The organism is Pseudomonas sp. 34 E 7 (genome assembly GCF_900005715.1).
GTDB classification, from domain to species: domain Bacteria; phylum Pseudomonadota; class Gammaproteobacteria; order Pseudomonadales; family Pseudomonadaceae; genus Aquipseudomonas; species Aquipseudomonas orientalis_A.
Map to the genome: position 1 here is coordinate 27872 of NZ_CVTX01000141.1, position 14878 is coordinate 42749.

At 58.9% G+C, this 14878-nt stretch carries 15 protein-coding genes; all 15 read left to right on the forward strand.

The window, feature by feature from the left end; translation table 11 throughout:
* The first annotated feature begins 156 nt into the window (after nucleotides 1–156).
* Entirely contained in the window at nucleotides 157–894 is a 738-nt protein-coding gene (rpsB, locus tag BFP96_RS13570) for a 30S ribosomal protein S2 (RefSeq protein ID WP_003219330.1), read from the forward strand.
* 204 nt (nucleotides 895–1098) lie between these two features.
* A complete protein-coding gene (gene tsf / locus BFP96_RS13575; RefSeq protein WP_065886087.1) occupies nucleotides 1099–1962 on the forward strand; it encodes a translation elongation factor Ts in 864 nt (287 codons plus the stop codon).
* A 212-nt stretch (nucleotides 1963–2174) separates the two neighbouring features.
* Nucleotides 2175–2918 (forward strand): UMP kinase, encoded by a 744-nt coding sequence (gene pyrH / locus BFP96_RS13580; protein WP_003172271.1) that lies wholly within the window; start codon nucleotides 2175–2177, stop codon nucleotides 2916–2918.
* A complete protein-coding gene (gene frr, locus BFP96_RS13585) occupies nucleotides 2915–3472 on the forward strand; it encodes a ribosome recycling factor (protein WP_065886088.1) in 558 nt (185 codons plus the stop codon). The genes pyrH and frr overlap by 4 nt, the downstream gene beginning before the upstream one ends.
* Before the next feature lie 17 nt (nucleotides 3473–3489).
* Nucleotides 3490–4245, forward strand: a complete 756-nt coding sequence (uppS, locus tag BFP96_RS13590; protein WP_017137143.1) for a polyprenyl diphosphate synthase — start codon at nucleotides 3490–3492, stop codon at nucleotides 4243–4245.
* Complete coding sequence (locus tag BFP96_RS13595) at nucleotides 4246–5052, forward strand: phosphatidate cytidylyltransferase (protein WP_065936410.1); 807 nt, start codon at nucleotides 4246–4248, stop codon at nucleotides 5050–5052.
* Complete coding sequence (gene ispC / locus BFP96_RS13600; RefSeq protein WP_065893369.1) at nucleotides 5049–6254, forward strand: 1-deoxy-D-xylulose-5-phosphate reductoisomerase; 1206 nt, start codon at nucleotides 5049–5051, stop codon at nucleotides 6252–6254. Before BFP96_RS13595 ends, ispC begins: the two co-directional genes overlap by 4 nt.
* A gap of 38 nt (nucleotides 6255–6292) precedes the next feature.
* Entirely contained in the window at nucleotides 6293–7645 is a 1353-nt protein-coding gene (gene rseP / locus BFP96_RS13605; RefSeq protein ID WP_065896973.1) for a sigma E protease regulator RseP, read from the forward strand.
* Nucleotides 7646–7719: 74 nt separating this feature from the next.
* Nucleotides 7720–10107: an outer membrane protein assembly factor BamA gene (bamA, locus tag BFP96_RS13610; RefSeq protein WP_065893371.1), complete on the forward strand. Its 2388-nt coding sequence runs from the start codon at nucleotides 7720–7722 to the stop codon at nucleotides 10105–10107.
* Between the two features lie 45 nt (nucleotides 10108–10152).
* Nucleotides 10153–10656, forward strand: a complete 504-nt coding sequence (locus BFP96_RS13615; protein WP_003189173.1) for an OmpH family outer membrane protein — start codon at nucleotides 10153–10155, stop codon at nucleotides 10654–10656.
* Nucleotides 10657–10659: 3 nt separating this feature from the next.
* Nucleotides 10660–11715: a UDP-3-O-(3-hydroxymyristoyl)glucosamine N-acyltransferase gene (gene lpxD / locus BFP96_RS13620; RefSeq protein WP_065893372.1), complete on the forward strand. Its 1056-nt coding sequence runs from the start codon at nucleotides 10660–10662 to the stop codon at nucleotides 11713–11715.
* Between the two features lie 111 nt (nucleotides 11716–11826).
* A complete protein-coding gene (gene fabZ / locus BFP96_RS13625) occupies nucleotides 11827–12267 on the forward strand; it encodes a 3-hydroxyacyl-ACP dehydratase FabZ (protein ID WP_003172281.1) in 441 nt (146 codons plus the stop codon).
* A complete protein-coding gene (lpxA, locus tag BFP96_RS13630; RefSeq protein ID WP_065886094.1) occupies nucleotides 12264–13040 on the forward strand; it encodes an acyl-ACP--UDP-N-acetylglucosamine O-acyltransferase in 777 nt (258 codons plus the stop codon). The genes fabZ and lpxA overlap by 4 nt, the downstream gene beginning before the upstream one ends.
* Before the next feature lie 2 nt (nucleotides 13041–13042).
* Nucleotides 13043–14182: a lipid-A-disaccharide synthase gene (gene lpxB, locus BFP96_RS13635; protein WP_065936411.1), complete on the forward strand. Its 1140-nt coding sequence runs from the start codon at nucleotides 13043–13045 to the stop codon at nucleotides 14180–14182.
* A complete protein-coding gene (gene rnhB, locus BFP96_RS13640) occupies nucleotides 14179–14811 on the forward strand; it encodes a ribonuclease HII (RefSeq protein ID WP_065896980.1) in 633 nt (210 codons plus the stop codon). Before lpxB ends, rnhB begins: the two co-directional genes overlap by 4 nt.
* Nucleotides 14812–14878 lie beyond the last annotated feature (67 nt).

Here is a 14878-nt window from a genome sequence, read left to right on the forward strand (position 1 = left end):
ATGCTGTGGTATAAAATGCGCCGCTTTCCGGGGATACCCCGCAGAGCTTAAATCCACACACGTGTCGACACGATGACCTGGGTGCCGGAGGCCTTGAAGCCGCTGGTTGGTCATTGGGATACGTGGAGGCCAAACCCGACTTATTAAGGAACTATCATGTCCCAAGTCAACATGCGCGATATGCTGAAGGCCGGTGTGCACTTCGGTCACCAGACCCGTTACTGGAACCCGAAAATGGGTAAGTACATTTTCGGCGCACGTAACAAGATCCACATTATCAACCTTGAAAAAACCCTGCCAATGTTCAACGAAGCGCTGACCTTCGTAGAGCGCCTGGCTCAGGGCAAAAACAAGATTCTGTTCGTCGGCACCAAGCGTTCCGCTGGCAAGATCGTTGCTGAAGAAGCAGCACGTTGCGGTTCGCCGTACGTCGATCACCGCTGGTTGGGCGGCATGCTGACCAACTTCAAAACCATCCGTGCTTCCATCAAGCGTCTGCGTGACCTTGAAGTGCAAGCCGAAGACGGTACTTTCGCCAAGCTGACCAAGAAAGAGGCGCTGATGCGCACTCGCGACCTGGAAAAGCTCGATCGTTCCCTGGGTGGTATCAAGGACATGGGCGGTCTGCCTGACGCACTGTTCGTTATCGACGTTGATCACGAGCGCATCGCGATCACCGAAGCCAACAAGCTGGGCATCCCGGTTATCGGCGTAGTCGATACCAACAGCAGCCCGGAAGGCGTTGACTACATCATCCCAGGCAACGATGACGCAATCCGCGCTATCCAGCTGTACATGGGTTCGATGGCTGACGCTGTAATCCGTGGTCGCAACCACGTTGCTGGTGGTACCGAGCAGTTCGTTGAAGAAGCTCCGGTAGCTGCCGCTGAGTAACTGACGCCCTGGCGTTGACTCAGTAAGCAAAAAGGGGGCTTGGCCCCCTTTTTGCCACCTCGAAAACCGTTTGTCGGCGCCCACTTGTGGCAGCGCAACATGGCAACTGTAACGTGCAGCGGCCTACAACGGTGGTTCGGGAAGAATTGATCCCCCGTTCGATCGGGTGGAATGGTTGAAAACCTATCCAAGAGGAATTTGAAAATGGCAGCAATTACTGCAGCGTTGGTTAAAGAACTGCGTGAGCGTACCGGCGAAGGCATGATGGATTGCAAGAAAGCCCTGGAAAAGGCTGACGGCGACATTGAAAAAGCCATTGATGACATGCGTGCTTCCGGCGCGATCAAGGCTGCCAAGAAAGCAGGCAACGTAGCTGCTGAAGGCGCTATCGCTCTGAAAGAAGACGGCAAATCCGCCGTTCTGCTGGAAGTGAACTCGCAGACCGACTTCCTGGCTCTGCAGGACGACTTCAAGGCATTTGTTGCTGCCAGCGTTGATAAAGCGTTCGCCGACAAGCTGACTGACGTCGCTCCTCTGATCGAAGCTCAGGAAGCTGCACGCCTGGTACTGGTCGGCAAGGTTGGCGAAAACGTCAACATCCGTCGCCTGACCCGTGTGGAAGGTGATGTTGTTGGTGGTTACCTGCACGGCAACAAAATCGGTGTAGCGGTTGTTCTGAAAGGCGGCGACGTTGAGCTGGCTAAAGACATCGCCATGCACGTTGCCGCGAGCAACCCTGAGTTCCTGCTGCCTTCGGAAGTGTCTGCCGAAGCGATCGAGCGTGAAAAAGCTGTGTTCCTGCAGCTGAACGAAGAAAAAATCAAAGGCAAGCCGGAAAACATTGTTGAAAATATGGTCAAGGGCCGTATCAGCAAGTTCCTGGCTGAAGCAAGCCTGGTTGAGCAGGCGTTCGTCAAGAACCCTGAAATCAAGGTGGGCGAACTGGCCAAGAAAGCCGGTGCTGAAATCGTTTCCTTCACCTACTTCAAAGTAGGCGACGGCATCGAGAAGCCGGTCGACAACTTCGCTGAAGAAGTTGCTGCCCAGCTGGCTGCCGCCAAGCAATAAGACAGTTTTCAACTGTCGCCCGAAAGAGGCTGCCCGCTCACGCGCGCAGCCTCTTTTCAAATGGGAACGCTAATTTTATTTGGCTTCCCCTCGGAACTGGCTTACAAAGCCGTGTTCCGATGGCGCTGTGATAGCGTCCAGCTAGAGTGAACGCAAGCCGTAAACGGCTCGCCAAGAATTTTTTAGAACATACGCCGCAGGAGAGATTCGCAATGGCTCAGCAGGGCAGTGGTTATCAGGCTCGCTATAAACGCATTCTACTCAAGCTCAGCGGCGAGGCCCTGATGGGCTCGGAAGAGTTCGGGATCGACCCCAAGGTGCTTGACCGCATGGCGCTCGAAGTCGGCCAATTGGTCGGTATCGGTGTTCAGGTGGGCCTGGTGATCGGCGGTGGCAACCTGTTCCGCGGTGCGGCGCTGAGTGCTGCCGGCATGGATCGGGTCACCGGCGACCACATGGGCATGCTGGCCACTGTGATGAACGCCCTGGCCATGCGCGACGCCCTGGAGCGCGCCAACATCTCGGCCATCGTGATGTCGGCGATTTCCATGGTCGGCGTGACCGATCACTACGATCGCCGCAAAGCCATGCGCCACCTGAACGCCAAGGAAGTGGTGATTTTTGCCGCAGGCACCGGCAACCCGTTCTTTACCACCGATTCGGCCGCGTGCCTGCGCGCTATCGAAATCGACGCCGACGTGGTGCTGAAGGCGACCAAGGTCGATGGCGTATACACTGCAGATCCATTCAAAGACCCGCATGCCGAGAAGTTCGATCATCTGACCTACGATGAAGTGCTGGATCGCAAGCTGGGTGTGATGGACCTGACGGCTATCTGCCTGTGCCGCGACCACAAGATGCCGCTGCGCGTATTTAACATGAACAAGCCCGGCGCCCTGCTGAATATCGTACACGGCGGCGCGGAAGGGACTCTGATCGAGGAAGGCCAACAATGATCAACGAAATCAAGAAAGACGCTCAAGAGCGTATGCACAAATCCCTGGAGTCTCTGAACCATGCGTTCGGCCAGATTCGTACCGGCAAGGCGCACCCGAGCATCCTGGGCAGCGTGATGGTGCCGTACTACGGCACGGACACGTCCATCACCCAGGTGGCCAACATCACCGTAAAAGACTCGCGCACCCTGCAAGTCGTGGCCTTCGAGCGCAACATGCTCGGTGCTGTCGACAAAGCCATCCAGAGCGCCGGCCTGAACCTCAACCCGACCAACCTGGGCGAGTTGCTGCTGATTTCCATGCCTGCCCTGACCGAAGAAACCCGCAAGGGCTTCACCAAGCAGGCGCGCAGCGCGGCTGAAGATGCGCGCGTGGCCGTGCGCAATATCCGTCGCGATGCCTTGGGTGATCTCAAGAAGCTGGTCAAGGACAAGGAAATCAGCGAAGACGAAGAGCGTCGCGCCGTCGCCGATATCGATAAGCTGACCAAGGATGCGGAGGCCCAGATCACCAAGGCCACCGAGGAAAAAGAAAAGGACCTGATGGCCGTATAAGGGGTCAGGACGCCTTCATGGAAAAGACCAAGCAGACTGTGCCCTCTGTGGTGCCGCGCCATGTCGCGATCATCATGGATGGGAATAATCGCTGGGCGAAAAAACGCTTTATGCCGGGTGTTGCCGGGCATAAAGCGGGTGTCGATGCGGTGCGCGCTGTCATCGAAGTGTGTGCCGAAGCCAAGGTTGAAGTGCTGACGCTGTTTGCCTTTTCCAGTGAGAACTGGCAACGGCCCGCCGAAGAGGTCAGCGCCTTGATGGACCTGTTCTTCAAGGCGCTGCGTCGCGAGGCCAAGCGCCTCAATGACAACAACATCAGCCTGCGTATCATTGGTGACCGCTCCCGCTTCCACCCGGAGTTGCAGGCGGCCATGCGTGAAGCCGAGGCCATCACTGCCGGCAGCAACCGTTTTGTGCTGCAGATCGCAGCCAATTACGGCGGCCAGTGGGACATTGCCCAGGCTGCGCAGCGACTGGCCCGCGAAGTGCAGGCCGGTCATCTGCGGCCCGACGACATTACGCCCGAACTGTTGCAGACCTGCCTGGTAACCGGCGACCTGCCGTTGCCGGACTTGTGCATTCGTACCGGTGGTGAGCACCGCATCAGCAATTTCCTGCTGTGGCAGCTGGCCTATACCGAGCTGTACTTCTCCGACCTGTTCTGGCCGGACTTCAAACACGATGCCATGCGCAATGCGCTGGCCGATTTCGCTTCCCGTCAGCGTCGCTTCGGTAAAACGAGCGAGCAGATCGAAGCTGGAGCCCGGGTTTAAATGCTTAAACAACGAATCATCACGGCACTGATCCTGCTGCCGATTGCCTTGTGCGGTTTTTTCCTGCTTGAAGGTTCCGGTTTTGCGCTGTTCATCGGCCTGGTCGTCATGCTCGGAGCATGGGAGTGGGCGCGTCTGGCGGGGTTCAGCGACCAATTGCAACGTATGGCCTACGCCGCCATCGTCGCGCTGTTGCTGTTCCTGATGTACATCCTGCCCGATATCGCGCCCTGGGTGCTGGGGGCAGCGGTACTGTGGTGGGCCACGGCGACGTTCCTGGTGCTCACCTATCCACGGACCAGCGGCCAGTGGTCCAGTGTGGCGTGCAAGCTGGTAATTGGTTTGCTGATCCTGCTGCCGGCCTGGCAAGGGCTGGTGGAAATCAAGCGTTTCCCCAACGGCAACGAATTGATCCTGGCCGTCATGGTGCTGGTCTGGGGGGCTGACATCGGCGCCTACTTTTCCGGCCGTGCTTTTGGCAAGCGTAAGCTGGCGCCGGCCGTCAGCCCGGGCAAGAGCTGGGAAGGCGTATACGGCGGTCTGGCGTTTACGCTGCTGATTGCGTTGGTGGTCGGTGTGCTGCGTGACTGGTCGGTGAAGCAGATCTTCCTGGCCTTGCTGGGGACCGCCGTGGTCGTATTCATTTCGGTGGTGGGCGACCTCACCGAAAGCATGTTCAAGCGTCAGGCCGGGATCAAGGACAGCAGTAACCTGCTGCCGGGTCACGGTGGTGTGCTGGACCGTATCGATAGTCTCACCGCTGCATTGCCGATCTTTGCCGTGTTGCTGTGGATGATCGCTTCGTGAGCCGCCTGCAACAGGTCACGGTGCTGGGCGCAACGGGCTCGGTCGGGCTGAGCAGCCTGGATGTGATCGCCCGTCATCCTGATCGTTATCAAGTGTTTGCTCTGACTGGCTTCACGCGTATGAGCGAGCTGCTGGCGCTGTGCGTGCGCCACTCGCCGCGTTTTGCGGTGGTGCCGCAGGCAGTTGCCGCGCGTGGCCTGCAGGATGATCTGCGCGCTGCCGGTCTCGCCACCCAGGTGTTGGTGGGTGAGGAGGGGCTGTGCCAGGTGTCGGCGGATGCCGAGGTGGATACGGTGGTGGCGGCGATCGTCGGGGCAGCGGGTTTGCGTCCCACGCTTGCCGCAGTCGATGCGGGCAAAAAGATCCTGCTGGCCAATAAAGAAGCCTTGGTCATGTCCGGTGCGCTCTTCATGCAGGCCGTGCGCAAGAGCGGTGCGGTCCTGTTGCCCCTCGACAGCGAGCACAACGCGATCTTCCAGTGCATGCCCGTCGATTTTGCCCGTGGCTTGAGCCAGGTGGGTGTGCGCCGGATTTTGCTCACGGCTTCCGGTGGCCCCTTCCGGCAAACGCCGCTGGATGAACTGGAGCATGTATCGCCGGACCAGGCGTGTGCGCATCCCAATTGGTCCATGGGGCGCAAAATCTCCGTGGATTCGGCAAGCATGATGAACAAGGGGCTGGAGCTGATCGAGGCGTGCTGGTTGTTCGATGCGCGGCCTGACCAGGTGGAAGTGGTGATTCACCCACAAAGTGTGATTCATTCCCTGGTCGATTACGTGGACGGCTCGGTGCTGGCGCAATTGGGTAACCCCGATATGCGCACGCCGATCGCCAATGCCCTGGCGTGGCCGGAACGGATTGACTCCGGTGTGGCGCCGTTGGACCTGTTTGCGATTGCGCGCCTGGATTTTCAAGCACCGGACGAGCAGCGCTTTCCATGCCTGCGTCTGGCCCGGCAGGCGGCCGAGGCGGGTAACAGCGCGCCAGCCATGCTTAATGCAGCCAATGAAGTCGCCGTGGCGGCGTTTCTCGAACGGCGCATCCGCTTTCCGCAGATCGCGAGTATCATCGAGGACGTCCTGAATCTTGAGCCGGTAGTGGCTGTGAATGATCTGGGAGCCGTGTTCGAGGCGGATACCAAGGCCCGGGCCCTGGCCGAGCAATGGCTGGACCGCAACGCGCGTCAGGCTGTGGGCGGGTGAGCGCCTTCAGGCATCGGATTGAAATGCGGAGAAATTAGATGAGTGCGCTCTACATGATTGTCGGCACCCTGGTTGCTCTGGGTGTGCTGGTTACCTTCCACGAATTCGGCCACTTCTGGGTGGCGCGTCGTTGCGGCGTCAAGGTACTGCGCTTTTCCGTCGGTTTCGGCATGCCGCTGGTTCGCTGGCATGATCGTCGAGGCACCGAGTTCGTGATCGCAGCCATCCCGTTGGGTGGCTACGTGAAGATGCTCGACGAGCGAGAAGGCGAAGTGCCTGCGGATCAGTTGGACCAATCCTTCAACCGCAAGACCGTTCGTCAGCGTATCGCCATCGTGGCCGCCGGGCCGATTGCCAACTTCCTGTTGGCGATGGTGTTTTTCTGGGTGCTCGCCATGATGGGCAGCCAGCAGGTGCGCCCGGTCATCGGCGCGGTCGAGTCAGGCAGTATTGCGGCCAAGGCCGGGCTGGTGGCAGGGCAGGAAATTGTTTCCATTGATGGCGAGCCCACCACCGGTTGGGGCGCGGTCAATTTGCAGCTGGTGCGTCGACTGGGTGAAAGCGGTACCGTCAATGTGGTGGTGCGCGAGCAGGACTCCAGCGCCGAAAGCCCGCGTGAGCTGGCGTTGGACCGTTGGCTGCAAGGTGCTGACGAGCCGGATCCGATCAAATCCCTGGGCATTCGTCCCTGGCGTCCGGCGCTGCCGCCGGTACTGGCCGAACTGGACCCGAAAGGTCCGGCCCAGGCCGCAGGCCTTAAAACCGGCGATCGGCTGTTGGCCCTTGATGGCCAGGCACTGGGTGACTGGCAGCAAGTGGTCGACCTGGTGCGTGTACGTCCTGATACCAAAATTGTGCTGAAAGTTGAGCGTGAAGGTGCTCAAATCGACGTCCCTGTGACCTTGTCGGTTCGTGGGGAGGCCAAGGCCGCCGGGGGTTACCTGGGTGCCGGGGTCAAAGGTGTCGATTGGCCGCCATCGATGGTGAGAGAGGTCAGCTTCGGGCCGTTGGCCGCGATTGGCGAGGGTGCCAGGCGCACTTGGACCATGAGCGTGCTGACCCTCGAATCCCTCAAGAAAATGTTGTTCGGCGAGCTCTCGGTAAAAAACTTGAGTGGACCGATAACCATTGCTAAAGTGGCGGGCGCTTCTGCCCAGTCGGGTGTCGCGGATTTCCTGAATTTCCTGGCTTATCTGAGTATCAGCCTTGGAGTTCTGAATTTGCTGCCCATTCCTGTATTGGATGGGGGGCATCTGCTGTTTTATCTGGTCGAGTGGGTGCGTGGTCGCCCCTTGTCGGATCGGGTGCAGGGTTGGGGGATACAGATCGGTATCAGTTTGGTGGTCGGAGTGATGTTGTTAGCTCTGGTCAACGATCTGGGACGACTGTAACGCTTCGCTGAATTGCGAATCTGCCGCATTTTGCGGCAGTTTGTTTATTGCCAGTTGGAATAAGAAAGGACTTCATGAAACGTCTGCTGCTAACTGCGGTTCTCACCGTATTGATGATCGCCGAAGTTCACGCCGAGTCCTTCACCATCTCCGATATTCGCGTCAACGGCCTCCAGCGGGTTTCCGCGGGTAGCGTCTTTGGTGCCTTGCCGTTGAACGTCGGGGAACAGGCTGATGATCGTCGCCTGGTGGAATCCACTCGTGCGCTGTTCAAAACCGGGTTCTTTCAAGATATCCAACTGGGTCGCGAAGGCAATGTCCTGGTCATCACCGTCGTCGAGCGGCCTTCGGTTGCGAGTATCACGATCGAGGGCAACAAGGCCATCTCCACTGAAGACCTGATGAAAGGGTTGAAGCAGTCGGGCCTGGCCGAGGGCGAGATCTTCCAGCGCGCCACCCTTGAGGGTGTGCGTAACGAACTGCAACGCCAGTACGTTGCCCAGGGCCGCTACTCGGCGAGCGTGGACACGGAAGTGATTCCGCAGCCGCGTAACCGGGTAGGCCTGAAGGTCAACATCAACGAAGGCACCGTGGCGGCCATCCAGCACATCAACGTGGTGGGCAACACCAAGTTCGCTGATGAAGATCTGATCGGCCTGTTCGAACTGAAGACCACCAACTGGTTGTCATTCTTCAAGAATGATGACAAGTACGCCCGTGAGAAATTGTCCGGCGACCTGGAACGCCTGCGCTCCTACTACCTGGACCGTGGCTACATCAATATGGACATCGCTTCGACCCAGGTGTCCATCACCCCGGACAAGAAGCACGTCTACATCACTGTCAACGTCAACGAAGGCGAGAAGTACAAGGTTCGTGACGTCAAGCTCAGCGGTGACCTGAAAGTACCTGAAGACCAGGTCAAGTCCCTGTTGCTGGTCCAGAAGGACCAGGTGTTCTCGCGCAAGCTGATGACCACCACGTCCGAGCTGATCACCCGTCGCCTGGGTAACGAAGGCTACACCTTCGCCAACGTCAACGGCGTGCCGACCCCGAACGATGAAGACCACACCGTGGACATCACGTTCGTCGTCGATCCGGGCAAGCGTGCCTATGTCAACCGCATCAACTTCCGTGGCAATACCAAGTCCTCGGACGAAGTTCTGCGTCGTGAAATGCGTCAGATGGAAGGTGGCTGGGCGTCGACTTACCTGATCGACCAGTCCAAGACCCGACTCGAGCGCCTGGGCTTCTTCAAGGAAGTCAACGTTGAAACCCCGGCCGTACCGGGTGTGGATGACCAGGTCGACGTGAACTACGCCGTTGAAGAACAAGCCTCGGGCTCGATTACCGCCAGCGTCGGTTTCGCACAGAGCGCCGGTTTGATCCTGGGCGGTTCCATCACCCAAAACAACTTCCTCGGTACCGGTAACCGTGTCTCCATCGGCCTGACCCGAAGCGAATACCAGAGCCGATACAACTTCGGCTATACCGACCCCTACTGGACTGCAGACGGTGTGAGCCTGGGCTACAACGCCTTCTATCGCACCACCGACTACAAAGACCTCGACGTTGACGTTGCAAGCTACGCGATCGACAGCCTCGGCGCCGGTGTGAACGTGGGTTACCCGATCAGCGAGACCTCGCGTCTCACCTTCGGCCTGACCGCGCAGCAGGATGAGATCAAGACCGGTGTGTACACCGTGGACGAGATCTTCGACTTCACCCGCCGTGAAGGCGACAAGTTCCTGAACTTCAAGGCGTCTGCCGGCTGGTCCGAGTCGACCCTGAACAAGGGCGTACTGGCAACCCGTGGCCATTCCCAGAGCCTGACCGCGGAAGTCACCACGCCGGGCAGCGACCTGTCGTTCTTCAAACTCGATTATCGCGGCCAGTTGTTCCAGCCGTTGAGCGACAACTACACCATGCGCCTGCACACCGAGCTGGGCTATGGCGACGGTTATGGTTCGACCGATGGCTTGCCGTTCTATGAAAACTATTACGCGGGTGGTTTCAACTCGGTACGTGGCTTCAAGGACAGCACCCTGGGTCCGCGTGGTACGCCGAGCCGTGGCCAGGACTTTACGGGTAACCAGGGCACGCGAGTGGACTCCGACAACAAGCCGCTGCCATTTGGCGGTAACGTTCTGATCCAGGGCGGTGCAGAAATTCTGTTCCCGCTGCCATTCGTGAAAGATCAACGTTCCCTGCGTACTTCGGTCTTCTGGGATGTGGGTAACGTGTTCGACTCCAAATGTGAGCAGATCACCAACCCGAACGGTTCGCGGTCCAACACCCAGTGTAACGACGTGAGTCTCAGCAATCTGGCGAGCTCCGTGGGTGTGGGTGTGACCTGGGTGACCGCGCTGGGCCCATTGAGCTTTGCTCTGGCCATGCCGATCAAGAAACCGGATAACGCTGAAACCCAGATTTTCCAATTCTCCCTTGGCCAGACGTTCTAAGCGTCTGACCTAAGATAACGACAACGGATTCTGTAGGAGTACATCGTGCGTAAGTTGACTCAATTGGTCCTGCTGGCCACTGTGCTGGTAACCACCCCGGCCTTCGCCGAAATGAAAATTGCCGTGCTGAACTATCAGATGGCCCTTCTGGAATCTGACGCGGCCAAGCGTTACGCCGTGGATGCCGAGAAGAAATTCGGTCCGCAACTGACCAAGCTCAAAACCCTGGAAAGCAGCGCCAAGGGCATCCAGGACCGTTTGGTTGCCGGTGGCGACAAGATGCAGCAAGGCGAGCGTGAGCGTCTGGAGCTTGAGTTCAAGCAAAAGGCCCGTGACTACCAGTTCCAGTCCAAGGAGCTGAACGAAGCCAAGGCGGTTGCCGACCGTGAAATGCTCAAGCAGCTCAAGCCCAAGCTCGACAGCGCTGTGGAAGAAGTCATCAAGAAGGGTGCCTTTGACCTGGTGTTCGAACGTGGCGCCGTGATTGACGTCAAGCCTCAATACGACATCACCCGCCAGGTGATCGAGCGCATGAACCAGCTGAAGTAAACCATGACTGCGACTATCAAGCTCGGCGAGTTGGCCGAGTTCCTGGGGGCCACCTTGCGTGGCTCCAAGGAGAAGGAAATCACTGGGCTAGCCACCTTGCAGGAGGCTGGCCCAGCTCAGTTGAGCTTCCTGGCGAAGCCCCAATACCGTAAGTATCTGGTCGACTGCCAAGCCGGCGCCGTGTTGCTTACGGCCGTCGATGCCGAAGGGTTTACTGGGGACGCGCTGGTGGTGGCTGACCCTTACCTGGCTTTTGCCCGGGCGTCGCACCTGTTCGCTCCAAAATCCAAGGCCAGCGCTGGTATTCATCCGTCTGCGGTGATCGCCGATGATGCCCAGGTTGATCCCTCGGCCAGCATTGGTGCCTTTGCGGTGATCGAGAACGGCGCACGTATTGGCGCGGGTGTAACGGTCGGCGCTCATTGCTTTATCGGCGCGCGTTGTGAAATCGGTGTCGATGGCTGGCTTGCTCCTCGCGTGACCCTTTACCACGACGTGCGTATCGGTGAGCGGGTGGTTCTGCAGTCGGGCGCTGTGATCGGTGGTGAAGGTTTTGGTTTTGCCAATTCCAAAGGTATTTGGCACAAGGTTGCCCACGTCGGCGGCGTATTGATCGGCGATGACGTGGAAATCGGCGTGAATACTGCCGTTGATCGTGGAGCCTTGGCCGATACGGTCATAGGCAACGGCGTGAAGCTCGACAACCAGATCCATATCGCTCACAACGTGCAGATTGGCGACCACACCGCCATGGCGGCATGCGTGGGCATTTCCGGCAGTACCAAAATCGGCAAGCATTGCATGCTCGCCGGTGGCGTCGGGCTGGTGGGGCATATCGATATTTGCGACAACGTCTTCATCACCGGCATGACCATGGTCACCCACTCGATTACCGAGCCGGGTTCCTATTCTTCCGGTACCGCCATGCAGCCCTCGGCTGAATGGCGCAAGAGTGCAGCACGCTTGCGGCAGATCGACGACATGGCTCGACGTCTCAAACAGCTGGAAAAGCGTGTTGGGGACGTGACCCCTGGCGGTGATGCTTCATCAGAAGGCTGATACCATTTCCATATCAAGTGTGCACAGCCGATAGACTGCCTCCTTGATTTGCTAGCGGGGCGTGCTTTTAGTCCGCCCGCCCCCAATCTTTATTACAGGCTTCCCCCCGAAATGATGGACATCAACGAGATTCGCGAATACCTGCCTCACCGTTATCCGTTCCTGCTGGTGGATCGTGTAGTGGACCTCAATGTTGAGGAAAAGCGCATTCGTGCCTACAAGAATGTCAGCATCAACGAACCGTTTTTCAATGGTCACTTTCCTGCGCATCCCATCATGCCGGGCGTGTTGATCATCGAAGCAATGGCCCAGGCTGCCGGTATCCTTGGTTTCAAAATGCTTGACCTCAAGCCTGCCGACGGCACGCTTTACTATTTCGTGGGTTCCGACAAGTTGCGTTTCCGCAATCCGGTCACTCCGGGTGACCAGTTGATCCTGGAAGCCAAGTTCATCAGCTGCAAGCGCCAGATCTGGAAGTTCGAATGCCAGGCTTCGGTGGATGGCAAGCCGGTGTGCTCTGCCGAGATCATCTGTGCGGAACGCAAACTATGAGTTTGATTGACCCTCGCGCAATCATCGATCCGTCGGCCGTACTGGCCGCCGACGTTGAGGTCGGCCCCTGGTCGATCGTCGGCGCAGGTGTGGAAATCGGCGAGGGGACTGTCATCGGGCCACACGTGATCCTCAAGGGTCCGACCCGCATTGGCAAACACAATCGTATCTACCAGTTTTCCTCGGTAGGCGAAGACACCCCGGACATGAAGTACAAGGGTGAAGAAACACGGCTGGTCATCGGTGACCACAACATCATCCGTGAAGGCGTGACCATTCACCGTGGCACTGTGCAGGACCGCGCCGAGACCACGCTGGGTGATCACAACCTGGTAATGGCCTATGCGCATATCGGCCACGACAGCGTGATTGGCAACCACTGCATCCTGGTCAATAACACCGCGTTGGCCGGGCATGTGCATGTGGATGACTGGGCAATCCTGTCCGGTTTCACTCTGGTGCATCAATACTGCCATATCGGCGCCCACAGCTTTTCCGGCATGGGCACCGCCATCGGCAAGGATGTCCCTGCATTCGTCACGGTGTTCGGCAACCCTGCCGAAGCGCGCAGCATGAATTTTGAAGGCATGCGCCGTCGCGGTTTCAGCGACGACGCAATCCAGGCCCTGCGCCGTGCCTACAAGACGGTATACCGTCAAGGGCTGACGGTTGAGCAGGCCCTGATCGAACTGACCGAGCCGGCAGCGTCGTTCCCGGAAGTCGCGGTGTTTCGTGACTCGATCCAGGCGTCGACTCGCGGCATTACCCGCTGATCATGGCCAAGTTGCGTATCGCCTTGGTCGCCGGGGAAGCTTCCGGCGATATTCTCGGCGCCGGCCTGATGCGGGCGCTGAAAGCCCGGCACCCGGCCATCGAGTTTATCGGCGTCGGCGGCCCCTTGATGCAGGCTGAAGGCCTTACCTCCTACTTTCCGATGGAGCGCCTGTCGGTCATGGGGTTGGTCGAAGTGCTGGGGCGCCTGCGTGAATTGCTCGCGCGGCGCAAGCTGCTGATCCAGACGCTGATCGACGAAAGGCCCGACGTCTTTATCGGTATCGATGCCCCGGACTTCACCCTCAACATCGAACTCAAGCTGCGCCAGGCCGGGATCAAGACCGTGCACTATGTCAGCCCGTCCGTATGGGCGTGGCGGCAAAAGCGTGTGCTCAAGATTCGCGAAGGCTGCGACTTGATGCTGACCTTGCTGCCGTTCGAGGCCAGATTCTACGAAGAGAAGGGCGTGCCGGTGCGGTTCGTCGGCCATACCCTGGCCGATACCATTCCTTTGCAGGCTGACCGTGACGCGGCGCGTACCGAACTGGGGCTGGTTGCCGGCCCGCTGGTCGCACTGATGCCGGGTAGCCGAGGGGGCGAGGTCGGACGACTGGGCAGCCTGTTTTTTGATGCCGCCGAACGTCTGCAGGCACTCAAGCCAGGCGTTCGTTTTGTGCTGCCGTGCGCCAGCCCGCAGCGCCGCGCGCAAATTGAAACACTGCTGCAAGGGCGCAACCTGCCGCTGACCCTGCTCGACGGTCAGTCCCATCTGGCCCTGGCCGCTTGCGACGCCGTATTGATCGCGTCGGGTACCGCGACCCTGGAAGCCCTGCTGTACAAGCGTCCGATGGTAGTGGCCTATCGCCTGGCGCCGCTGACTTTCTGGATTCTCAAGCGGATGGTCAAGAGCCCGTATATTTCATTGCCCAATCTGCTGGCCCAACGGTTGCTGGTGCCGGAGTTGTTGCAGGACGATGCTACGCCCGAAGCGCTGGCGCAAACTCTACTACCCTTGATTGACGACGGCGCCGAGCAGACCCGTGGTTTCGACGATATTCACCGCACCTTGCGCCGTGATGCGTCGAACCAGGCGGCGGATGCCGTGCTGGAGCTGATCGGCCATAAACAGGAAGCCTTATGAGCACGCAGATGGGCCTGGATTTCAGCCTGGTTGCACAAGCCCACGAACTGGTGGCGGGTGTCGACGAAGTCGGACGCGGCCCGTTGTGCGGTGCGGTCGTAACGGCGGCAGTGATCCTCGACCCGAACCGTCCGATCCTGGGCCTGAATGACTCGAAAAAACTCACTGAAGCCCGTCGTGAAAAACTCTATGACGAGATCTGTGAAAAGGCTTTGAGCTGGCATATCGCCCGGGCGGAAGTCGAGGAAATCGACGAGTTGAACATCCTGCACGCCACCATGCTTGCCATGCAGCGCGCGGTTGAAGGGCTGCATATCACGCCCAGGCTGGCGATGATTGACGGTAACCGTTGCCCCAAACTGGCGATGCGCGCCGAGGCCGTGGTCCAGGGCGACAGCAAGGTGCCGGCGATTGCGGCGGCGTCGATTCTGGCCAAGGTCAGCCGCGACCGCGAAATGGCGGCTTTCGATCTGGTTTACCCGGGCTACGGCATGGGCGGCCATAAAGGCTACCCGACGCCCGTTCATCTGGAAGCCCTGGCGCGACTCGGTCCTACGCCGATCCACCGCCGCTCGTTCGCCCCGGTGCGCCAGGCTTATGAGCTGCGCGAGAGCCTCAGCGAGGTGTAGTCGCGAGGCTGATGTTTTGCTCCAGGCCCGGTACAATCCCGGGCCTTGTCGTTTCCAAGTTATTGCA

Bases quoted from the DNA above. Each gene is read 5' to 3' on its own strand.
- rpsB (WP_003219330.1), top strand. From the start codon at position 157: ATGTCCCAAGTCAACATGCGCGATATGCTGAAGGCCGGTGTGCACTTC.
- tsf (WP_065886087.1), top strand. From the start codon at position 1,099: ATGGCAGCAATTACTGCAGCGTTGGTTAAAGAACTGCGTGAGCGTACC.
- pyrH (WP_003172271.1), top strand. From the start codon at position 2,175: ATGGCTCAGCAGGGCAGTGGTTATCAGGCTCGCTATAAACGCATTCTA.
- frr (WP_065886088.1), top strand. From the start codon at position 2,915: ATGATCAACGAAATCAAGAAAGACGCTCAAGAGCGTATGCACAAATCC.
- uppS (WP_017137143.1), top strand. From the start codon at position 3,490: ATGGAAAAGACCAAGCAGACTGTGCCCTCTGTGGTGCCGCGCCATGTC.
- BFP96_RS13595 (WP_065936410.1), top strand. From the start codon at position 4,246: ATGCTTAAACAACGAATCATCACGGCACTGATCCTGCTGCCGATTGCC.
- rseP (WP_065896973.1), top strand. From the start codon at position 6,293: ATGAGTGCGCTCTACATGATTGTCGGCACCCTGGTTGCTCTGGGTGTG.
- bamA (WP_065893371.1), top strand. From the start codon at position 7,720: ATGAAACGTCTGCTGCTAACTGCGGTTCTCACCGTATTGATGATCGCC.
- lpxD (WP_065893372.1), top strand. From the start codon at position 10,660: ATGACTGCGACTATCAAGCTCGGCGAGTTGGCCGAGTTCCTGGGGGCC.
- fabZ (WP_003172281.1), top strand. From the start codon at position 11,827: ATGATGGACATCAACGAGATTCGCGAATACCTGCCTCACCGTTATCCG.
- lpxA (WP_065886094.1), top strand. From the start codon at position 12,264: ATGAGTTTGATTGACCCTCGCGCAATCATCGATCCGTCGGCCGTACTG.
- lpxB (WP_065936411.1), top strand. From the start codon at position 13,043: ATGGCCAAGTTGCGTATCGCCTTGGTCGCCGGGGAAGCTTCCGGCGAT.
- rnhB (WP_065896980.1), top strand. From the start codon at position 14,179: ATGAGCACGCAGATGGGCCTGGATTTCAGCCTGGTTGCACAAGCCCAC.